Raw genomic sequence first — 21,885 nt, 5'->3', positions numbered from 1 at the left:
AGATTTCTTAATTTTGTACTACAAACAAATACTACTTTATGAACAATCAAACTAGAATAGCCGTTTTAGGAGGTGGAAGTTGGGCAACAGCTATCGTTAAAATGTTATCTGAAAACTTAGAAACCATTGGTTGGTATATGCGTAGCATATATGCTATTGAACATATTAAACGTAATAAGCATAATCCTAGTTACTTAAGTTCTGCAGAGTTACATCCTGAACAGTTAGATTTGTCTGAGAATATAAATTATATTGTTGAAAATTATGACGTGTTAATTTTTGCTGTTCCTTCTGCTTTTTTAAACGGAGAATTAGAAAAACTTACAGCTTCTCTAGAGAATAAAGTTATTTTTTCAGCCATTAAAGGAATTGTACCAGAATCAGGATTAATCGTTGGTGAGCATTTTCATAAAAAATACAATATACCATATGAAAATATAGGGGTAATATCTGGGCCATGTCATGCAGAAGAAGTAGCTATGGAACGTTTATCGTATTTAACACTTGCTTGTCAAGATGAAGAAAAAGCAAAAAAACTTAGCGAAGCTATTGCAGGACGCTACATTAAAACTAAAATATCTGATGATATTATTGGTACTGAATATGCAGCGATGTTAAAAAATATTTATGCTATAGCAGCAGGAATTGCTCATGGTTTAGGCTATGGAGATAATTTTCAAGCGGTGTTAATGAGTAATGGTATTAGAGAAATGAAACGCTTTATTAAAAAGATTCATAAAATGAAGCGTAATATTAACAATTCAGCATACCTGGGTGATTTATTAGTTACTGGATATTCTACATTTAGTAGAAATAGAATGTTTGGAAACATGATAGGAAAAGGCTACACTGTAAAATCTGCAATGTTAGAAATGAGTATGGTTGCTGAAGGATACTACGCTACAAAAAGTGCATATAAGATCAATCAAAAAAACAAAGCTAAAACTCCAATAATCGACGCTGTTTATAACGTTTTGTACGACAAAAAAGAAGCGAAAGATGAGTTTTTAAAGTTAACAAATAGATTAGATTAGTTGTTTGCATTTGTACAAATAATCCTTCTTAATAATTAATAAAAATTAAGAAGCCCCATCAATCGCTTCTATAATTGAGTTGTGTATAGGTCTTGTAACAAGATACAATAAAGACAAATTTAGTTTAAAAATCTGACTAACAAAGATTTTAATTAAATATATTACAAATTAAATATATAGTATAAATTCACTATTAATTGTATTTTTGTTACTTTTAGTTTAAAACTAAACAAACATGAAAACAATTCAAGAAGCTGTTGAAATTACCATCAGAAAAACTCCTTTCATAGAAGAGGCTCTAAATGAGAAGTTAATTAATGTATCATCGTTAGCAAGAGAAATTTTACCTGAAGTTTCTAAACTGTTAAAAAAAGAAGTGAAAGTAGGTGCAGTTATGATGGCTATTAATAGACTGTCACCAGCAAATGAATTGAGAGTTCGAAAAAATATTAAAAGACTTGCTCTAAATCTAGGTGATGTAATTGTGCGTTCAGATTTGTGCGATTTCACTTTCAAGAACACTACTTCGTTATTAAAAGAAATTGCTAAAATTTTGAGTAAATCTGCTGATAGTAAAGATTATTTTTTGACAGTTTCGCAAGGTATTTTTGAAACAAACATTGTTACAAGTAAAAATTTGCAACCATTTGTAGAAGAAATTTTTAAGAAAGAAGCATTAATTAATAATGTAAACGATTTAGCTTCAATAACTATAAAACTTCCAAAAGGAAATCTAGATCAATCAGGTATTTATTATTTCATTTTAAAGCAATTTGCTTGGGCAAATATTGCGGTACAAGAAGTAATTTCTACTACACACGAAATGACCATAGTGGTAAAAGAAAGAGATGTTAATGAAACATTTGCCATTTTAATGGATCTCAAATTAAATTAATTCATGGAGAAAAAAGACCCCTATGCATCCCTAAGAATCAAAGAGTTTAATATTTTTCTTTTAGTACGTTTTGCCTTAGTGTTTGCATGGTCAATGCAATTCATTATTATCGAATGGCAGGTATATAGTATCACTAAAAATCCATTATCTTTAGGAATCATTGGACTAATGGAAGTAATTCCTGCGGTATCCATGGCGTTGTTTGCAGGCCATATTGTAGATCAAAAAGAAAAAAGAAATCTATTAGCCTTATGTATTGGGTTATTTTCATTGATTAGTTTAGGGTTATTCTTTTTAACACTACCTAGTTTTATTGAAGATTGGAATAAAAATACTGTACTATATGCTATTTATGCTCTGGTATTTTTTGGTGGATTACTACGTTCTTTTTTTGGTCCAACAATATTTTCACTCATAGCTCTAATTGTACCTAAAAAACTATATCCTAACGCCGCAACATGGAGTAGTTCAACTTGGCAAATAGCTTCAGTATTAGGGCCAGCTTTTGCAGGATTAACCATTTCATGGATTGGAGTACATTGGTCTTTATGTATTGTATTTGGTTTAGTATCTGTTTCATTTCTAACAGTATTTTTCATTAAAAAGAAACCAATTTTAAACCCAAAAATTGGCGAACCTGTAATGAAAAGTTTAAAAGAAGGAGTGCGTTTTGTGTATAAAACAAAAGCTATTTTGGGAGCACTTACCTTAGATATGATTTCGGTATTATTTGGTGGAGCAGTAGCATTATTACCAGTATATGCTCAAGATATTTTAAAAGTTGGACCTGAAGGGTTTGGTGCTTTACGTGCTGCACCAGCCATAGGAGCCTTTTTAACGATGTTAGTTACTGCCTATATACCTATCAGTAGAAATGCAGGAATGAAGCTTTTAGCAGCTATATTTGGTTTCGGAATTTGTATTATAGTATTTGGTTTATCAACTGTTTTTTGGATTTCTATTGTAGCCCTATTCTTTAGTGGTGTAACCGATGGAGTTTCTATGGTGATTCGTCAAACCATTTTACAATTAAAAACACCCGATCATATGCGTGGTAGAGTAGCTTCAGTAAATTCTATGTTTGTTGGTTCTTCTAACGAATTAGGAGCTTTTGAAAGTGGGGTAACAGCAAAGTTAATGGGAACGGTAACAGCAGTGGTTTTTGGTGGAACCATGACTTTAATTACAGTTGTTACCACAGGAATTGTAAACCCAACGCTTCGAAAATTAGACCTAACTAAAGATTTAGAAGAACACGAGAAGGAAGAATAATAAGTAAACTATTTAGTGAAATAAATAAAAATGCCCAGAAGTTATATTTCTGGGCATTTTTAATATACTTTTAAAATAAATCAATTATGACATATCAAAATAATTGATTTTTGTAATTTTTTTAGTTGCTTGATCAAAATCTATGTTAATAAAAACATCACAACTATCACATTCAGCATATAAAATACTTTTAGAACCATTTCTACCAGTACTTAAAGAAACATCACCTAATTTACTAATAGAGTCTCCTACAGTAACTGTAATTCCTTTAATTGTAAAAGTAGCTTCACTACTTAAAACATCTAACGATTCAATGTAAGGTTTTCTTCCTGAAGTAGAAAAATCAAGTTTTAAACCATTAAATTTATAATAGTAGTAAAAACCATTATCTTCGAAAGAAGTAGTTGCACCTAATAAAGACTCTACTTTAGCTTGTTTTCCAAAGGTCTTTTTTATGTCAGTTAAAGCAATATCATTTATTTTAATATTGTCAAAATCTGAATTAGAAATAATATTAGTTTGACTTTTTGCTATAAGAGTGGTTAATAGAAAAAATACAAGTACTAGTTGTTTCATATTACTTAAAAAATTAATTGTACAAACCTTTTACGTAGCCAATTTTAGCAGTCGCCAAAGATATAATACTCGTTTAATTTTCCGTGTAAGAAACTAGTTAAAATTTACTGCTAAATCTATTTTTTTGTCTAATTCTTGTTGGTGCTTTAAAGCTGTGTTTTTATTCCACTTAAAACGTTCTGTAAACTCTTGAATAACAAAGTTTTTATATAAATCAACACTTGGCTTATCAAAAAACAAACGACCCGTTCTTCGCATAAAAAAGTCGGTAGGGGTGCAGGTCATTTCATGTTTTATAGTAAACCATACCTCAGCTTTTAATAAACGCTCTTGCAAATTTTCTTCATTTAGCTCATCAAACTTATCTAAAATAACCTCAGTTTGTTTACCGTAGTTGTGTACTAAATAACTAGCATCTTTTTCGGTAAAACCAAATGATTTTATACGTTTATAAATCTGATTAATGTATAATTTAACTGATTTATAATTTTGAAAAGGGCCTCCTGCCAAAACAATTTCTTCAGTTTGAATTGAATCAAATTCAACTTCAAAACGTCTTTTCATTTTTTTAGCAACAATATCCACAATACGCTCTGCCATTTTTCTGTAGCCTGTTAGTTTACCTCCTGCAATTGAAATTAACTTAGTATCAGAAACAAAAATTTCATCTTTTCGAGATAATTCTGAAGCTGATTTTCCTTCTTCATGAATTAAAGGACGAAGTCCTGCCCAAGATGATTGAATATCATCTATGGTTAATTGAATATCAGGAAACATGTTATTTACGGCTTCAATTAAATACAAAGCATCTACCATTGAAGTTTCCACAGCGTCTTTATCTTGTTGATAATTGGTATCAGTGGTTCCGAAATAGGTTACTTTTCCACGAGGAATAGCAAACATCATACGACCATCAGGAATATCAAAATAAACGGATTGTTTTACAGGTAATTTTTCATGCGGAACAACCAAATGTACTCCTTTGGTTAAGTGCAATCGCTTTCCAATTTTAGAATTGTTAATTTGACGTAACTCATCTACCCATGGTCCCGCTGCATTTACTACATATTTAGCTTTAATATCATAACTTTCATCAGTAAAAGCATCCGTTACTTTAGCACCTACCACACGTTTGTTTTCGTAAATAAATTCGTCTGCACGTGTATAGTTAAGTATTTGAGCATCGTATTGACTTGCTGTTTTTAAAACTTCAATAGTTAAACGAGCATCATCGGTACGATATTCAGCATAAAAGCCAGCACCATTTAAAATACTTTCAGGTAACAAAGGCTCTTTTTCTAATGCTTCTTTTTTATCAAGCATTTTACGTTTATCATCTCCTTCAACAGAAGCTAACACATCATAAACTTTAAGTCCGATTGATGTTAACCAAGAACCGTAGGTTCCACCTTCAATCAACGGTAAAATCATTTTTTCAGGAATTACCAAATGTGGCGCTAGTTTATGAACAATAGCACGCTCGGTACCCACTTCTTTTACCAACCAAAAATCAAATTGTTTAAGGTAACGTAAACCTCCATGAATTAATTTGGTAGATTTACTAGAGGTTCCCGAAGCAAAGTCATTTTTTTCAATTAAAGCGACTTTCATTCCACGTGAGGCAGCATCTAAAGCGATACCTGCACCAGTAATACCACCACCAATTACTAGAATATCAAATTCGGTAGTTTGTAATTCTTGTTGAATGTTTTTTCTATTGAAAGAAGAGAAATTATTCATAGAGCTGTTTTTATCAACCAAAAATAAGAATAAAAAGAAACGGTAAGCATAAAAAAAGAGCTGAAATTATCAGCCCTTTTAGAAGTCGCCCCCGCAACTATTAAATCTAAACTAACGATTCAATTTTTTCCAATTTATATCTGCTTGTTTTTTGAGCTCTTTTGGGTTTTCTTTTAACCATATTTTTAAAGTATTGGTTCCCCAAGAGTTATAAAATAAGTACAGTTTACCATCTCGTATTTCAAAAGTTTTCGGATCAATATCAACCTTTTCACCACTTTTACCTATGGCATAGGCACAATATCCACCATATTGAGGATTGTATTTTTCAGGATTTTTCAGGAAAGTAGCTAAATTTTCTTTTGACGAAAAACGAAAGGAAACACCATGGTATTTAGTGGTAAAATTTTTATTCCCTTTTTCGGCTTTATTATGAAAATAACTTACAACATCGTAACCTTTAGCAACCACACCATTTTTAGTATTGTATTCTTGTGAGAAGACAATACTTGAAAAAAATAGAAAGAAGATGAATACATGTTTCATTTTAATCCTTTCTATGTTTTAGTTCTTCCCAGTTTTTATCTCCTTGAGCTTGTAATTTTTTAGTATCACCATTTTTCCAATCATCAAGTTTACTAGAAATCCAAGAGCTATAAAAAAGGTATAGTTTACCATCTCTAATTTCATAAGCTTCAGCGTCAATATACATTTTTGTTTTCTTAGCAGCTACAGCATAAGCACAATATCCTCCATATTGAGGAATGTATTTTGTTGGATTTTCTTTAAAAAGCGCTAAATTTTTTTCTGAGGAAAACTTGAATTTAGCTCCGTCGTAGGTGGTTTGAAATTTCTTTTTTCCTTCTACAGGTTCATTATTTGTAAAGTAAGAAACAACATCATAACCTTCGGCTACGTAGCCTTTTTTGGTATTATAATCTGTTTTTTGAGCATATAAAGCAGTAGAAACTACTACCAAAAGCAGAGTAAAAAAGTTTTTCATTGTTTGTAGATTTTGAGAGTAGTCGACAAAAAACAATGAACATTACAAATACAATCAAAAATTATTTAATAATTGCCAAGGCTGTTGAATTTTACCGTTTCTAATAGGTAAAATTTCACCAAACTGTAGAAAAACAAATTCACTTTGGTGTGGCCTTAAAAAGACAAAATCATCCACTTGTAAAGACTCACTTTTCGGGATGTTAATCATGGTTTGGTTGGTTGAAGCACCAAATAAGTTGTTCTGTTTTATACCTTTTGGATAGTAATAATCTGCTTTCCAAAAACCACCGTAAATAAAAGCAGTTTTTTTAGTAAAAAATTGTTTTAGTTTTTCTAAACCTGGAAGTGTTGTATTAGAAAAAGTTTTTAAAATGGGAGTAGCTATAAACGTTGCTGGTTTATATTTTTTTAATGAAGGAATATCGAACGTTGTAGGCTTTACAAAACAAGAGCCGATAGCAATATCGTTAATAGGAGAGGCGGATGTTTTGTGTAAGTTTAAAGTAGGGCTTCCGGCTCCGTTAAAGGTTAAATTTTTACTCCATAGTTCAGGAAAATCATTTTGAACTAAGGTTTGACATTCTTTATAAAATTGATTCGCTAATTGTAACGCTTTTTTTTGTGAACGAATAATCTTCGGAAGTTTTACCACATGTGGATCATAGCCCATAAACCCTGAAAACCCCACAAAATCTTGATTCTTTTCAATAAGTGATAGCCCTTTAGTTAAACTTTTTAAAGAAGAAAAACCACCGCGGTGCAAACCCACATCAATTTCAATATTCAGCCGTAATTTTTGATTGAGTTGTTTGGCTAAATTGATGTATTCTTCAATTCGTTTCTCAGTATCTACCAACCATTGAATTTGTGTAAACGGATTAAATTCGTTGTGTTGTTGAGGCAAGTTGTTGTAAAAATATCCCGCAGTTTTTATTGGCATGGGTTTACCCAGTAAAACATCTGCTTTGTTATCTAATCGAGAGGCTAAATCGGTTAAAAAAGGCTGATGAAAAATCATCAATTTGTTTGAGTTGGTTTTTTGTAAGATGTATTCAATCAATTGAACTAAAGGCAATGATTTTACTACAACTCTGAGCGAAGCATCCTTTCTAAAATTAGAGAGGACCTCATTAATATTTTCATCTAAAATATCTAAATCAACCAACAAACAAGGAATGGCTCGTTGATAGTTTTTTAGCTCTTTATTTAAGGTTTTAAAATATGCATCCATAAGATTAAATACCTAACAGTTTTTGAAGATACGGATTCACAAAGATATTTTCAGAATCATGTTCTTTTCTGAAAGTCATAAAATCTGTGAATTTAGGATACATTCTTGCAATATTATCAGTGGTAAATGTATTCATTTTACCCCAATGAGGTCTTCCGTCATAAGCTTTAAATACTTCTTCTAAAGCAGCAAAATAAGCACTACTATCTTTTTTATTATATACGTGACAAGCAATATATGCCGAATCCCTTCTGTAGGCAGGACTCATAAAAACATCATCTCCTTTTACCCAGCGACTTTCAATAGGAAAATGAATGTTGAATTTTTTAGAATTGACAATTTTTTGTACATCTTTAAATACATCCTGATAAGTTTCAGCAGGAATATTGTATTCCATTTCATGAAACTTTACCATACGTTGTGTTGCATATACTTTATGGCTGTGATATACTTTTTTTACATTACTAATACTGGCGGCTGTAACATTAGCAACCGTTTTGTTTTGTGAAGGAAAAACTTTAGCAAATTCACACATCAGTTTAAAAACATAGTTTTCGAGTACATATTCAGTCCAATAATTGAAAAAGTTCACTTTATCAGGCTCAGAACCTTCAACAATGTTTGAAGTTTTTGTCCAAGCAGTATTTGTGTATGGAATCCAGTAAAACTCAAAATTTCGATTTTGAGAATTTCTTTCATTCAGAGTGGCTAATACATCGCTTAATTTCTCTTTTTTGTTTTGAAGTTTTAGTTTGTAAGTTGGTACACATTGTAAAGTAACTTCTGTAATAATTCCTAAGCATCCCAAAGATACTTGAGCAGCTTTGAATAGTTCAGTATTTTTTATAGTGGAACACTCAATAATTTCTCCCTTCCCATTCACGAATTTCAACCCAATAACTTGGTTGCTGATAGATTTTAGATTTATACCAGTACCGTGTGTTCCTGTACTTATAGCTCCTGCAATTGACTGAACGTTAATATCACCCATGTTTTCCATAGCTAACCCTTCTTTAAAAAGGAGTTCTCCTAAGAGTGATAGTTTTGTTCCTGCTTTTACAGTAGCTTGATTTTTTTCTCTATCAATTGAAATGAGTCCTTGAAAATTATCAAGTGTTACCAATATTTCATCAGTACTACATAAAGAGGTAAAGGAATGACCTGAACCTATAACCCGAATTTTTTGGTTAAACCGGATAGCTTTTAAAACAAGTTGTTGAATTTCATTTTCTGAATGAGGGAAAGCAACTGCAGATGGATTCCACTGTACATTTTCTGCCCAGTTTTTCATAAGACCTTGAACTAATAGAGGTTAATTGTCTGGGAAGATAATAAAAAATAAAAAAGTTATAAAACCATCAAATTACAACCGCGGATATCTGAATTATCAAAACGACCGATAATTTCAAAACTATTGTCTTGGTATACCTTTCCTAAATCTTGTGTCGCAATAAAAGAACAAGAATTGTAGTTTGCTAAGTCGATTACATTAATTCCACCTGATTTTCCCTTAAGCAAGATAGTTAAAGCATCTTCTGTATCACGAGTTAGAATTTGCATCCAAGGCGGACAGTTAAAAAGACCATTTCCTTTTGAGTACCCTTGACTTAACAACTCCGTCATTCCATATTCAGAATGAATTTCATTTACTCCAAAACCATTGCTTAAAATTGCATGTAATTCGTTACGAATAAGCTCTTTTCTTCTTCCTTTCATTCCACCAGTTTCCATTATAATAGTGTTGGATAGGTTGAATTCATATTGTTCTACTAAATCTAACAAAGCAAAAGAAACACCTATAAGTAATACTTTTTTTCCTTGTGAATCTAAATGTGTAAGCTTTTGAGCAAGTTCGTCTAGATTGTTGAGGTAAAATCCACTTTCTGGATGTTTAGAAAGTTTTATTAAATCATCAACCATATAAATCAAAGAAGATCCTTTACGTTCAAGATAATTAGGTAACAAAGCTAGTACTACATAATCTTCTATATTTCCATAAAAATATTCAAAACCTTTTAAATAACTGGTTTCGTACCAAGATAAATCGGTAACTAAATGCTTACTGGTTGTACTTCCTGTAGTACCAGAACTTGTAAAGGTTTCTTGAATTTCATCTGTAGAAGAAAGTACTTCTCGAGTTTTAAAAAACTGAATAGGTAAAAACGGAATTTGTTCAATAGTGTTTACATCAGATGGATGAACGTATATCAAATCACAAAAAGAACGATATACCTTGTTGTTTGTAAACTGATGTTTAAAAACTAGTAATGCCGTTTTGTTAAAATCTTCTGTAGATTGTATGTTAAAAATGGTGCTTTTCATAAACTTTTACAAAAGTAATAGTATTCGACGCAACCTTTTTAATTTTTTTTCATCTAGTATATAAACCATGGAAAATTAAAAAAATAATAACCCCAATTATATATGTCATGAAAAAAATTTTAATCCTTTTTTTAAGTGTATTTACGTTTTATTCTTGTTTAGATGATGACAGCCCTAATGTTAGATATGAGTTTTTAAAGGTTGATAGTGCCACAACCCCTGAAAGTTTTACATTCGGAGAAGTTGATACAATTAAGATAAAGTATACGTTACCCAATAGTTGCTACTCTTTTAATGGATTGTACTACCAAAAAGTAGATACAACTAGAATTGTAGCCGGTACAGCAATAGTAGCTCTTGATGTTGCTTGTACACAAGATGCAAGACAAGAAGAATATGCTTTTCCTGTTGAGGCAACACAAGAGGAAGATTATGTTTTTAAGTTTTGGAAAGGTAAAAATGATGAAGGAGAAGATGTATACGAAGAAGTGGTAATTCCAGTAAATTTGTAACATCAATTTAGAAAAACTCATACAAGGATGCTGTCATCAAAATATCACAGCGCAAGCTCAAGTTTACCAGTTATTTTCTGGTAAGCTTTTTGCGCTTTGTTTAAAGTATTCTCGCAATTATCAAGATGCAGAAGATACGTTACAAGATAGTTTCTTAACTATTTTTAAAAAGATGCCTCAATATCAGCATAAAGGATCTTTTGAAGGATGGATGAAGAGAATAACTATAAATACAGCGTTACAAAAGTATAGAGAAAAATCACCTTTACAGTTAGTTTCAGAAGCTCCTGATGAAGAAATGGTTGAAGAAGTAGAGCTTGAAACTGAAAATGTGAATATAGATGTTTTATTAGAGTTCATTCAAAGTTTACCAGATAGGTATCGTTTAGTTTTTAACTTGTATGTATTAGATAACTATTCACATAAAGAAATAGCAGAATTATTAAATATTTCTGTAGGAACATCAAAATCAAATTTATCACGAGCAAGACAGATATTGAAAAAAGAAATGGAACTATATCAAGCAAAAGAGGCAAAAGCATAACTGATGGAAGAAAAAAACATCGATAGACTATTTCAAGAAAAACTTAAAGATTTGGAGGTTACTCCAAACGAAAGAGTATGGAGCGCTATTGAAGAAAAGCTCCAAAAAAAGAAAAAAAATCGAGTTTTTCCTCTTTGGTGGTTTTCAGGAGGAGTTGCTGCTGTGCTTGTTTTAGGTCTTTTGTTTTATCCTTACGTTAAGGATGAAGAAAATATAGAGGATATAGATGCTATTATTGTGGAATCACCTAAGTTTGCACCCGAAAAAAAAGAAAGTAAAAAAGAAGAATTAGAGGATAACTTATTAATAGAGCCAACAAAAGAAAATATAAGAGAAACGCCTATTGTAAAAGAAGAAACGAAAAAGAAAAAGATATTGAAAGAAAAACTTCATGAGAATGAAGTTTTAACCGCTAATCATGTTGTGAAGGTTAGCCAAAAAGAGTTGCATGGAAAGGATAGCAACAACACGTCAAGTAGAGTAGTTGAAGGGGCTTTGCTGGCTAAAAATGATGTTGTGAAAGAAGTGCAACCTACTGGCAAGCTTGAAAATAGCTTGCCAGTTTTTAAAAAGAAAGAAAACACCTTTTTGAAAAAAGAAAATGATACGATTAATCAGGTTCTAAAACCTAAAAAAGACTTTTTAGCAGTTGTAAATGGAGAAAAAGAGGAAAAAGAAGAGGAAGAAATAAAGAAACTTTGGACAGTTTCACCAACTGTAGCGATATTAAATTCTAGTTCATTTTCTGAATCATCTCCAATAGACGCGAGTTTATCAAATTCAACAAAAGGAAATACAAGTTATTCGTACGGAGTTCAAGTAGCATACCAATTAAATAAAAAGTGGACACTCCAATCAGGTATACACTTACAGGAAATGGGATTTTCTAATACTAACGTAGCTGTAAATCCAGTAAAATCCAGTAGTTCAAATGTAGCATTTAGCTCAGGAGAAAGTTACGCATTAAGTGATACTTCTCAAACAGATTTTAGTACAAGTTCAGTATCTATAAGTTCAGGAAGTCTTGATGGAGAATTGAATCAAAGTTATGGGTACATTGAGGTTCCAGTAGAAGTTAAGTACAGTGTATTAGAAGGAAAAAAATTAAAAACACAAGTCGTTGTTGGTTTTAGTTCCCTGTTTTTAAATAAGAATGATGTGGATTTAAAAACCGCTGCTTTTTCAACTTCTGGAGAAGCGAATAATTTAAACAGCATTAATTTTAGCGGAAATTTAGGAGTGGATCTTAGTTATAAGTTCAGTAAAAAATGGTCTTTAAATATTAATCCAATGTTAAAAACCCAGTTAAATACATTTAAAAATGATTCAAATGGGTTTCAGCCATACTTTATAGGTGTTTATACAGGTATAAACTACCAGTTTTAATCGTTGTAGATTTTTATTATCAAATCACCTTTATCATTCATTGAAGCTCTGTACATTCCAGCGGTATTAAATTCAAAAGACATATTACCATTTTTATCTAAGGCAACTACACCACCAGTTCCACCAAGCTTGGTTAATTTGTTTTGAATAACATCTTTGGTAGCCTCTTTTAAAGGTTTTTGCTGATACTCCATTTGAGCAGAAATATCATAAGCTACTTGAGATCGTATAAAGTATTCACCCCAACCAGTTGACGAAACACCACAAGTTTTATTATTTGCATAAGTACCAGAACCAATAATAGGAGAATCTCCAATTCGTCCCCAACGTTTGTTAGTCATACCGCCAGTAGAAGTTCCAGCAGAAATATTCCCCTCTTTATCTAAAGCAACACAACCTACAGTACCAAACTTACTATTTTTAATATCAGCATCATAAAAAGCAGCTTCTTTATCATTATGATCTAATGCTGTTTTTTCTTTGTCTTTAATTCGTTGTAAAGATTTAAAACGATTTTCAGTATAAAAATAACTCGGATCTACAATTTCCAATCCTTGTTCTTTAGCAAATTGAGAAGCTCCAATTCCTGAAAGCATTACATGATCAGAGTTCGTCATTACAGTTCTTGCAGCTTCAATAGGGCTTTTAATGTCTTTTACTCCTGCTACGGCACCTGCATTCAATGTTTTTCCATCCATAAAAGAAGCATCCAATTCATTAGTTTCTTCATGTGTAAAGACAGCTCCTTTTCCTGCATTAAACAAAGGAGATTCTTCCATTACTTGAATGGTTTTTACAACAGCATCACCACTAGAACCACCATTTTTTAAAATCTCATATCCAGTTCTAATTGCTTCTTCCAACTTAGTTTTATAAGCAGTTTCTTTTTCAGGAGTCATATTCTTTTTTAGAATAGTTCCAGCACCCCCATGAATAATAATAGCAAATTCATTTACAGAAGTGTTTTTTTGTTTATTAGACGTTGTTTTTGGAGAATTACAAGCTGATAAAATGAGTAGTAATAAAAGGAAGGAATAAATGTTTTTCATGATTATTTGTTAATTTTTAAACAAAAACAACAGTGTTTGTTTAATTTATTAATTGTAAAATTATTCGTAGTTTTGAGCTTTAAATTTAAACAACTAAAATTAGAATATAAAAATATGGCAGATTTTGGTATTAAAGAAGCTCTAGCTACTTTAGGCTTACAAGAAATAAATGAAGGAACTTCAACAGGTTCAGTAAACTTTTCAAACGGTGAAATTATTGAATCATATTCACCTGTAGATGGAAAGTTAATAGGAAAAGTAAAAGCTTCTACCAAAGAAGATTACGAAAAAGTGATGGATGCTGCTACCTCAGCATTTAAAACATGGAGAGCAATGCCTGCACCTCAACGTGGAGAAATTGTTCGTCAATTTGGAAACAAGTTAAGAGAATTAAAAGAACCATTAGGTAAGTTAGTTTCTTACGAAATGGGAAAATCTTACCAAGAAGGTTTAGGTGAGGTTCAAGAAATGATTGATATCTGTGATTTTGCTGTAGGTTTATCTCGTCAGTTAAACGGACAAGTAATTCCATCAGAAAGACCAGAACACGTAATGAGAGAGCAATGGCACCCATTAGGAGTAGTTGGTATTATATCAGCATTTAACTTCCCTGTAGCTGTTTGGTCTTGGAATACAGCATTGGCATGGATTTGTGGTAACGTATGTGTATGGAAAGGTTCAGAAAAAGCTCCTTTATGTTCAGTAGCTTGCCAAAATATTATAGCTGAGGTTTTAAAAGCTAACGATTTACCAGAAGGAATTTCTTGTATTGTTAATGGAGATTATAAAGTTGGTGAATACATTACTGAAGATACTCGTATCCCTTTAGTATCTGCTACTGGATCTACAAGAATGGGACGTATTGTTGGTACTAAAGTTGCTGAGCGTTTCGGTAAATCATTATTAGAATTAGGAGGAAACAATGCAATTATCATTACTCCAACTGCTGATTTAAAAGTAGTGGTTCCAGGTGCTGTATTTGGAGCTGTAGGTACTTGTGGTCAACGTTGTACATCTACACGTCGTTTAATCATCCACGAATCTGTATATGATAAAGTAAGAGATGCTATTGTTGGAGCCTATGGTCAAATTAAGATTGGAAATCCATTAGATGAAAATAATCACGTTGGACCATTAATTGATAAAGACTCTGTAAATACGTATTTAGCTGCTATTGAAAAAGCAAAAGCTGAAGGAGGTAAAGTATTAGTAGAAGGAGGCGTTTTAGAAGGAGAAGGATATGAAAGTGGTTGTTACGTTAAACCAGCAATTATTGAAGCTGAAAACCATTATGAAATCGTTCAGCATGAAACATTTGCTCCTATCTTATACTTAATGAAGTATTCAGGAGATGTTGAAAATGCTATTGAATTACAAAATGGAGTAGCACAAGGATTATCTTCTTCAATTATGACAAGTGAAATGAAAGAAGCTGAAAAATTCTTATCATTCGCAGGATCTGATTGTGGTATTGCTAACGTTAATATTGGTACTTCTGGTGCTGAAATTGGTGGAGCATTTGGAGGTGAAAAAGAAACAGGTGGTGGACGTGAGTCTGGATCTGATGCTTGGAAAGTATACATGCGTCGTCAGACAAACACCGTAAACTATTCTGATGAGTTACCTTTAGCACAAGGAATTAAGTTCGATTTATAAGAAAACACAGTTTTCAAAATATAAAAAGTCTCATCATTTTGATGAGACTTTTTGTTTTTAACTAAGTTGGTGGTTATACTATTTTTCTAAAGCAGCAGCAATAATTTTATAGGCTTCGTGTGCTTTTGACATTTTAGCATATTCTAAGGCAGTATATCCTCTTTCTGATTTTACTTTTAATTTAGCTCCGCTATCAATTAATAATTGAACAATATCTGCTTTGTTATATCTAGCAGCAAACATTAAAGGAGTTAATCCAGTAGATTTTCTGTTAATATCTGTTCCGTTTTCAACCATAGCTTTTACAGCCTCAAAGTTTCCAGCTCTAATTAACTTACAAAAAGTACTTACGTTAGGATATTCTAAGGTAGTTTTAATAGGAGTTTCGTATGAAGTTGAAGCGGTAATAGTTCCGAAAGATAAAACGATTGCTAAAGCAGTTAATACAAAATTTTTCATGATGTTAAGTTTTTATTTTAAGATTAGGTTACAGCTAAAAGACGCCTATTAAAACAAAACGTTTCACTAAAAACACACACTTAACAATTATTTAAGATAAGGTCTTAAAAATCTCTTAATAGATTGAATATTTTTTAATAAATTAACAATCAGTAATTTAACTAACTATTAACCGAATAATAAAATCATGAATTGGTGTATATTAATTTCAATAGCAGTAGCAATAATTGCCGCTATTTTAGGCTATTTAATAGGAAAGCTATCAAGTAAAAACATTAAGAAAGATGAAATAGTACTCTTAAAAAATAAAATAGCAAAGTTAGAATCAAGTTTAAGAAACTGTAAAGAAAGTAAATCAGTATTAGAAACTGATTTAAAATTAGCAAAATCTAATATAGCCCCCTCTATATTTGAAGAACAAACTCCTTTTAACATAGATGAAGTTAAAAAGATTTTTGGTAAAAAAATAAAAGAAAATGATTTAAAAATAGTTGAAGGAATAGGACCTAAAATTGAAGAACTTTTCCATAATTTTAGTATTGATACATGGAAGTTATTATCAGAAGCATCTGTAGAAAAATGCCAAGAAGTATTAAAAAGTGGAGGAGACCGCTACAGAGCTCATAAACCTAATACATGGCCTAAACAAGCAAAACTAGCTTACGAAGGCAAATGGCAAGAGTTGAAAGATTGGCAAGATAATTTAGACGGTGGAAAGTGAAAACCATTATAGAGGAATAACCAAAATCCCTTGTAATTTTACAAGGGATTTTTTTCTTATTTGTTTATTATAAAACAAAAAGAAATAATAAGTTTAGAATTATGTCTTTTTATGAATTTAGTAATGTAAAAAAGTATTTATAGTATATTTTTTATTTTTTTAGTGTTGTTAATTGTATTTATTAAGGATATGAAAAAAATAATAAGCTTATCACTTCTTCTTTTTACACTTTTATTAAGTGTAGGATGTAGCAAAAACTCTAAAAAAATAATTAAAGAGAGTACGGATTTAAAAGATTATACAAAATATGTAAATCCATTAATTGGAACTAGTAAAATGGGACATGTTTTTCCGGGTGCTACTGCTCCTTTTGGTATGGTACAATTGAGTCCGCAAACGAATTTTGAAGTAATGTTTGATGAAGAAGGAAGGTATAATAAAGAAACCTATGAATATTGTGCAGGATACCAATACAAAGATTCAACAATTATTGGTTTTGCACACACAAACTTTAGTGGTACAGGACATGCTGATCTTGGAGATTTTTTAGTAATGCCAACTACTGGTGACTTAACTCTAGATCCATTAAAAACAAAAGAGGAAACCAAAGGTTTTTACTCTACTTTTTCACATGATACAGAAAAAGCTTCACCTGGATTTTATGAAGTAAACTTAGATAGCTACAATATTAGGGCAGAACTTACAGCAAGTGAGCGTGTAGGTTTTCATCAATATACATTTCCAAAATCAGAGAATGCACACATTCTTTTAGATTTAGTGTATAATGTATATCACCACGATAATAAAAATGTATGGACATTTATTCGAGTAGAAAATGATACGTTGGTAACAGGATATAGGCAAACAAAAGGGTGGGCAAGAACAAAAAAAGTGTTCTTTGCCATGCAGTTTTCTAAACCCTTTAAAAGTTACGGGCATAAAAAATATAACAAAGAAACGTATGATGGTTTTTATAGAAAATTTAAACAAAATGAAAACTTTCCTGAAATGGCAGGAAAAGACATTAGAGCCTATTTTAATTTTGATACGGAAGATGGAGAGAAAATCAAGGTAAAGTTTGCTTTATCACCAGTAAGTACTAATGGAGCACTCAATAATTTAAAAACTGAAATTTCTCATTGGGATTTTAATAAAGCAAAAGAAGAAACTAAAAATAAGTGGAATAAAGAGCTTAATAAAATAGAGGTAGAAACCATTTCAGAAAAAGATAAAACAACATTCTACACAGCCTTATATCATACAAATTTATCACCTATTTTATATGAAGATGTCGATGGAAAATACCGTGGATTAGATCAAAATATTTATACTTCAGAAGGGTTTACAAACTATACTATTTTTTCACTTTGGGACACCTATAGAGCATTACATCCACTATACAATATCACTCAACCAAAACGAAACAATGATATGATAAAGTCGATGTTAGCACATCATGATCAAAGTGTTCATAAAATGCTACCTATTTGGAGTCATTATGCGAATGAAAATTGGTGTATGATTGGTTATCATGCAACATCTGTAATTGCAGATGCATTGGTGAAAAATGTGGGAGATTTTGATGTAAATCATGCTTTAAAAGCATCTACCAACACAGCAACAGTTAAGTATTTTGATGGAATAGGAGATTATATAGATTACAATTATGTTCCTGAGGATAAAAGTGGTTCATCTGTTTCAAAAACGTTAGAATATGCCTACAACGATTGGTGTATTGCGCAAATAGCTAAAAAAGTAGGAGACAAGGATACAGAAAAAGAGTATTTAACGAGAGCTGAATATTATAAAAATGTTTATGATCCAACCATAGGCTTTATGAGGCCTAAGCTTTCTAACGGGAAATTTAGAGAAAATTTTGATCCGATGGATACGCATGGTCAAGGATTTATAGAAGGAAATGCCTGGAATTATGGGTTGTACGTACCTCAAAATATTGATAATATGATTGAAATGATGGGAGGTAAAGAAAAATTCAGCAAACAATTAGATGAGCTATTTACAACTGAAATAGAAGATAAATATATTGCACATCATGAAGATATTACTAGAGATGGAATTATAGGGAACTATGTTCATGGTAATGAACCAGGACATCATATTCCGTATTTATATAATTGGACAGGACATCCAGAAAAAACACAGCAACGTGTTCGTATGATTATGGACACGATGTATGCAGATACCGTTGAAGGATTATGCGGAAATGACGATGCAGGTCAAATGAGTGCTTGGTATATTTTTAGTAGCTTAGGCTTTTATCCTGTAACTCCAGGTTCTCCTTATTATGCTTTAGGGAGTCCAAATGTAAAAGAAGCGAGCATTCATTTAGAAAATGGAAAGACACTTAAAATTACAGCTAAAAACCAAGGCAAAGAAAACGTATATGTAAAAAGCGTGACTGTTAATGGCAAAAAGCTAGACGATTTCTTGTTAAATCATCAAGATATTGTTAATGGAGGTGAAATTATCTTTGAAATGAATAACAAATAAACAATATAAAGCCCTCGCAAAAAGCGAGGGTTTTTCTTTTATCTTTGTTTGGAATAACGAATGTTACTATGAAAATTATAGATCTATCCAAACCTATCCAGTATAATAAACAAGACCCTTGGTTTATGAAAGTTAAAATAAAACATAAACCACATCATAAAGCAAAATGGTTGATTAGAATTTTAGGGTTACCATTCAAACTTTTCCCAAAAAACTTTACAGGTTGGGCGGAGGATACGATTCAAAAAATGGGAGTACACTCTACAACTCATATCGATGCTCCTTGGCATTATTCTCCTACTGTAAATGGTGAAAAGGCAAAAACGATAGATGAAGTTCCGTTAGATTGGTGTTTTGGAGAAGGGATAGTGATTGATATGAAACATAAGGTAGATTTTGACCCGATTACTGTAGAGGATATTCAACAGTTTTTACAAGAAAACCAGTTAGAAATCCAACCTAATATGATTGTGTTGATTAAAACGGGACGCGATAAATTTAACGGAACAAAAGATTTTCATAAAAAAGGTACAGGAGTAAGTGCAAAAGCTACTGAGTGGTTGATAGACCAAGGAATTAAAGTTATGGGAATTGATGCTTGGGGTTGGGATTTACCACTTCCGCACATGATTCAAAAAGCAAAAGAAACCAACAATTCTGAATTGTTTTGGGAAGGGCATTTAGTAGGACAAAATAAGGAGTATTGTCATATGGAACAATTAGTAAACCTAGATGCATTGCCATTAACAGGGTTTAAAGTAGCTGTATTTCCATTAAAAATTGTAGGAGCATCAGCTGCACCTGCAAGAGTGGTTGCGATGTTAGAATAAAAAAATGATAAAAGATATTAACTTCATATTTTTAGTATTAGCTTTAATTGCTGAAGTTATTGGTACAATAGGTGGTTTTGGATCATCTGTTTTCTTTGTGCCTCTAGGAAATTTTTATTTTGATTTTTATTCTGTTTTAGGGCTTACAGCTATCTTTCATTTGTCGAGTAATGTGAGTAAAATCTTTTTGTTCAAAAAAGGATTAGATAAAAAATTATTAATAAACATAGGAATTCCTTCTGTTGTTTTTGTAATTTTAGGAGGAGTACTTTCAAAATATCTAAACAGCACATATTTAGAAATATTTTTAGGAGTCTTTTTAGTTGCTTTTAGTGCTTTCTTTCTGATTAAAAGTAAGTTTACTATTTCTCCAAACAGAAAAAATGCTATTGTTGGAGGTTCTTTCTCTGGATTTTCTGCTGGGTTGTTAGGAACAGGAGGAGCCATAAGAGGTTTAACTATGGCAGCTTTTAATTTAGAAAAGAGTGTGTTTATAGCAACTTCTGCTTTTATAGACTTTATGATAGATTTTTCAAGAACATTTGTCTATTATAACAATGGTTATATACACGATCACGACTTAAAATACGTGCCTTTTTTATTCGTAATAGGATTAGTCGGTTCGTTTATAGGAAAAAAAATACTAGCATATATACCACAATCTAAATTTAGAAAATTGTCTTTGTCATTTGTGCTATTAATTGGGATAATTACGATTGTACAATTAGTGTTGAGGTAGAATTTAGAGGCAAAAGTACTTTGAAGAATAAATTGATATGAAAAAGAGAATATTTGGTGAAATAGAGGGAATTTTAGAAGGTGATATTTTTAAAAACAGAATAGAGCTTTCTATTTCTAAAGTTCATCGACCAACTCAAGCTGGAATTAGTGGCTCTGAAAATGAAGGGTCAGATTCAATTGTAATTTCTGGAGGATATGAAGACGATGAAGATTTAGGTGATATTATTATATATACAGGGCACGGAGGTAGAAGTAATAATTCTAAAATTCAAGTTGCTGATCAAACTTTAACAAGAGGTAATAAAGCATTAGCTATTTCTTGTGAAAAACAATTACCTGTGAGGGTAATAAGAGGGTATGATAAAGATTCAAAATTTTCTCCTGAAGAAGGGTATAGATATGATGGTCTATTTTTAGTTAAAGACTATTGGCATGATAAAGGTAAAAGTGGTTATGTAATTTGGAGGTTTAGATTAGAAAAAATAATAAATCAGAAAGAATTACCATACGAAGAAGAAAATAATATGATTAATGAACCAGATTCAAATTATAATTTAACGAGGCGTCAAGAGCATATTATAAATAGAGTTATTAGAGAAACTAAGGTAGCTATGTATGTAAAAAAGATGTATAAAGATACTTGCCAAGTTTGTGGAATTCAAATAAAAAGTCAAGTGATGAGTTATTCTGAGGCTGCACATATTAAAGCCTTAGGTAAACCCCATAATGGACCAGATACTAAAGAAAACATTCTATGTTTATGCCCGAACCACCATACAATGTTTGACTTAGGGATTATTTCAATAGATGAAGATATGAGTGTTCTAGGAATAGAAGGAGCAAGGTTAAGGGTTCATTCAAAACATACTATAGATAAAGAACTTATTAAATACCATAGAGAACATCACTATAAAAAATTGAATTAAGTTTTTGTAAACTATTTGTAACGCAACCTTTTACATAATTAAACATCTAATAGTTAAATAAAAACCTAAAAAAATATGAAAAAGCAAATTTTACTTTTATTGGTCGTTAGTTTTATGTTCTCATGTAGTAACGATGAAGAGAATTTAGAAACAGAATTAATAGGAAAGTGGAAATTAATAGAAGTTTTAGCTGATCCAGGAGATGGTAGTGGAACTTTTGAACCTGTTGAAAGTAATAAAACTATTGAATTTAAAAGTGATGGAACATTGGTAACTAATAGTTCTTTATGTGATCCATATTCTGATGAAGTAATAAGTTTAGGAACTTATCACAATAACACTATAACTACTGGTTGTCAAGATCCTAATATTTCAACTATTTCTTTTGAATTAAAGAATCAGTATTTGATTTTAAATTTTATTTCTAATGAAGGGTATTCTCAAAAACTTGAAAAGATAAATTAGTACAGAAATT

At 31.3% G+C, this 21,885-nt stretch carries 22 protein-coding genes; 13 read left to right on the top strand and 9 right to left on the bottom strand.

Annotated features, from left to right (window positions below; translation table 11 throughout):
• Nucleotides 1–38 precede the first annotated feature (38 nt).
• From ACKTTR_RS15700 to ACKTTR_RS15690, 3 genes are all read left to right on the top strand, one after another.
• Nucleotides 39–1,034, top strand: a complete 996-nt coding sequence (locus ACKTTR_RS15700; protein WP_408028722.1) for an NAD(P)H-dependent glycerol-3-phosphate dehydrogenase — start codon at nucleotides 39–41, stop codon at nucleotides 1,032–1,034.
• Between the two features lie 235 nt (nucleotides 1,035–1,269).
• Nucleotides 1,270–1,929: a hypothetical protein gene (locus ACKTTR_RS15695; RefSeq protein ID WP_047788067.1), complete on the top strand. Its 660-nt coding sequence runs from the start codon at nucleotides 1,270–1,272 to the stop codon at nucleotides 1,927–1,929.
• A 3-nt stretch (nucleotides 1,930–1,932) separates the two neighbouring features.
• A complete protein-coding gene (locus ACKTTR_RS15690) occupies nucleotides 1,933–3,201 on the top strand; it encodes an MFS transporter (RefSeq protein ID WP_408028721.1) in 1,269 nt (422 codons plus the stop codon).
• 84 nt (nucleotides 3,202–3,285) lie between these two features.
• On the opposite strand, the gene ACKTTR_RS15685 is transcribed toward ACKTTR_RS15690, so the two are convergent.
• The 7 genes from ACKTTR_RS15685 to ACKTTR_RS15655 all read right to left on the bottom strand — a co-directional run bounded on the left by ACKTTR_RS15685 (nucleotide 3,286) and on the right by ACKTTR_RS15655 (nucleotide 10,075).
• Nucleotides 3,286–3,777, bottom strand: coding sequence for a hypothetical protein (locus ACKTTR_RS15685; protein ID WP_408028720.1), 492 nt, complete (start codon nucleotides 3,775–3,777; stop codon nucleotides 3,286–3,288).
• 93 nt (nucleotides 3,778–3,870) lie between these two features.
• Nucleotides 3,871–5,517 carry a glycerol-3-phosphate dehydrogenase/oxidase gene (locus ACKTTR_RS15680; RefSeq protein WP_408028719.1) on the bottom strand — a complete coding sequence of 549 codons (1,647 nt, stop codon included), beginning with the start codon at nucleotides 5,515–5,517 and terminating at the stop codon, nucleotides 3,871–3,873.
• 111 nt (nucleotides 5,518–5,628) lie between these two features.
• The gene (locus ACKTTR_RS15675) at nucleotides 5,629–6,063 is read right to left on the bottom strand and encodes a YHS domain-containing (seleno)protein (protein WP_408028718.1); all 435 of its coding nucleotides are present in this window, start codon (nucleotides 6,061–6,063) and stop codon (nucleotides 5,629–5,631) included.
• A gap of 1 nt (nucleotide 6,064) precedes the next feature.
• On the bottom strand, nucleotides 6,065–6,520 hold the full coding sequence (locus ACKTTR_RS15670) for a YHS domain-containing (seleno)protein (RefSeq protein WP_408028717.1): 456 nt from the start codon (nucleotides 6,518–6,520) through the stop codon (nucleotides 6,065–6,067).
• Nucleotides 6,521–6,574: 54 nt separating this feature from the next.
• Nucleotides 6,575–7,753: an alanine racemase gene (locus tag ACKTTR_RS15665; protein WP_408028716.1), complete on the bottom strand. Its 1,179-nt coding sequence runs from the start codon at nucleotides 7,751–7,753 to the stop codon at nucleotides 6,575–6,577.
• 4 nt (nucleotides 7,754–7,757) lie between these two features.
• A complete protein-coding gene (locus ACKTTR_RS15660; RefSeq protein ID WP_408028715.1) occupies nucleotides 7,758–9,044 on the bottom strand; it encodes a D-arabinono-1,4-lactone oxidase in 1,287 nt (428 codons plus the stop codon).
• A 56-nt stretch (nucleotides 9,045–9,100) separates the two neighbouring features.
• Complete coding sequence (locus ACKTTR_RS15655; RefSeq protein WP_408028714.1) at nucleotides 9,101–10,075, bottom strand: LuxE/PaaK family acyltransferase; 975 nt, start codon at nucleotides 10,073–10,075, stop codon at nucleotides 9,101–9,103.
• A gap of 107 nt (nucleotides 10,076–10,182) precedes the next feature.
• On the opposite strand from ACKTTR_RS15655, the gene ACKTTR_RS15650 reads away from it, so the two are divergent.
• From ACKTTR_RS15650 to ACKTTR_RS15640, 3 genes are read left to right on the top strand one after another with little or no spacing between them, the layout of a single operon-like run.
• Complete coding sequence (locus tag ACKTTR_RS15650) at nucleotides 10,183–10,587, top strand: hypothetical protein (protein WP_408028713.1); 405 nt, start codon at nucleotides 10,183–10,185, stop codon at nucleotides 10,585–10,587.
• Nucleotides 10,580–11,131 carry an RNA polymerase sigma factor gene (locus ACKTTR_RS15645; RefSeq protein WP_408028744.1) on the top strand — a complete coding sequence of 184 codons (552 nt, stop codon included), beginning with the start codon at nucleotides 10,580–10,582 and terminating at the stop codon, nucleotides 11,129–11,131. Before ACKTTR_RS15650 ends, ACKTTR_RS15645 begins: the two co-directional genes overlap by 8 nt.
• 3 nt (nucleotides 11,132–11,134) lie before the next feature.
• Nucleotides 11,135–12,517, top strand: coding sequence for an outer membrane beta-barrel protein (locus ACKTTR_RS15640; RefSeq protein WP_408028712.1), 1,383 nt, complete (start codon nucleotides 11,135–11,137; stop codon nucleotides 12,515–12,517).
• Here ACKTTR_RS15640 and ACKTTR_RS15635 read toward each other — a convergent pair.
• Entirely contained in the window at nucleotides 12,514–13,566 is a 1,053-nt protein-coding gene (locus ACKTTR_RS15635; RefSeq protein ID WP_408028711.1) for an isoaspartyl peptidase/L-asparaginase family protein, read from the bottom strand. The genes ACKTTR_RS15640 and ACKTTR_RS15635 overlap by 4 nt on opposite strands.
• 114 nt (nucleotides 13,567–13,680) lie before the next feature.
• Between ACKTTR_RS15635 and amaB the strand changes: the two genes are divergently transcribed.
• Nucleotides 13,681–15,222, top strand: coding sequence for an L-piperidine-6-carboxylate dehydrogenase (gene amaB, locus ACKTTR_RS15630; protein WP_408028710.1), 1,542 nt, complete (start codon nucleotides 13,681–13,683; stop codon nucleotides 15,220–15,222).
• Between the two features lie 78 nt (nucleotides 15,223–15,300).
• Here amaB and ACKTTR_RS15625 read toward each other — a convergent pair whose 3' ends face one another.
• Entirely contained in the window at nucleotides 15,301–15,681 is a 381-nt protein-coding gene (locus ACKTTR_RS15625; RefSeq protein ID WP_408028709.1) for an ankyrin repeat domain-containing protein, read from the bottom strand.
• A 187-nt stretch (nucleotides 15,682–15,868) separates the two neighbouring features.
• On the opposite strand from ACKTTR_RS15625, the gene ACKTTR_RS15620 reads away from it, so the two are divergent.
• The 6 genes from ACKTTR_RS15620 to ACKTTR_RS15595 all read left to right on the top strand — a co-directional run bounded on the left by ACKTTR_RS15620 (nucleotide 15,869) and on the right by ACKTTR_RS15595 (nucleotide 21,875).
• Nucleotides 15,869–16,402 carry a hypothetical protein gene (locus tag ACKTTR_RS15620; protein WP_408028708.1) on the top strand — a complete coding sequence of 178 codons (534 nt, stop codon included), beginning with the start codon at nucleotides 15,869–15,871 and terminating at the stop codon, nucleotides 16,400–16,402.
• Between the two features lie 189 nt (nucleotides 16,403–16,591).
• Entirely contained in the window at nucleotides 16,592–18,913 is a 2,322-nt protein-coding gene (locus tag ACKTTR_RS15615; protein ID WP_408028707.1) for a GH92 family glycosyl hydrolase, read from the top strand.
• A 68-nt stretch (nucleotides 18,914–18,981) separates the two neighbouring features.
• Complete coding sequence (locus ACKTTR_RS15610) at nucleotides 18,982–19,743, top strand: cyclase family protein (protein WP_408028706.1); 762 nt, start codon at nucleotides 18,982–18,984, stop codon at nucleotides 19,741–19,743.
• A 4-nt stretch (nucleotides 19,744–19,747) separates the two neighbouring features.
• Nucleotides 19,748–20,482, top strand: a complete 735-nt coding sequence (locus tag ACKTTR_RS15605; protein ID WP_408028705.1) for a sulfite exporter TauE/SafE family protein — start codon at nucleotides 19,748–19,750, stop codon at nucleotides 20,480–20,482.
• A gap of 37 nt (nucleotides 20,483–20,519) precedes the next feature.
• Nucleotides 20,520–21,410, top strand: coding sequence for a YDG/SRA domain-containing protein (locus ACKTTR_RS15600; protein ID WP_408028704.1), 891 nt, complete (start codon nucleotides 20,520–20,522; stop codon nucleotides 21,408–21,410).
• Nucleotides 21,411–21,485: 75 nt separating this feature from the next.
• Nucleotides 21,486–21,875 (top strand): hypothetical protein, encoded by a 390-nt coding sequence (locus tag ACKTTR_RS15595; RefSeq protein WP_408028703.1) that lies wholly within the window; start codon nucleotides 21,486–21,488, stop codon nucleotides 21,873–21,875.
• The last annotated feature ends 10 nt before the right edge of the window (nucleotides 21,876–21,885 follow it).

It is taken from the genome of Tenacibaculum litoreum (assembly GCF_964513915.1).
Lineage (GTDB): Bacteria > Bacteroidota > Bacteroidia > Flavobacteriales > Flavobacteriaceae > Polaribacter > Polaribacter litoreum.
Note: the sequence above shows the minus strand (reverse complement) of the source record. Positions and strands in the feature narration are given on the sequence as shown.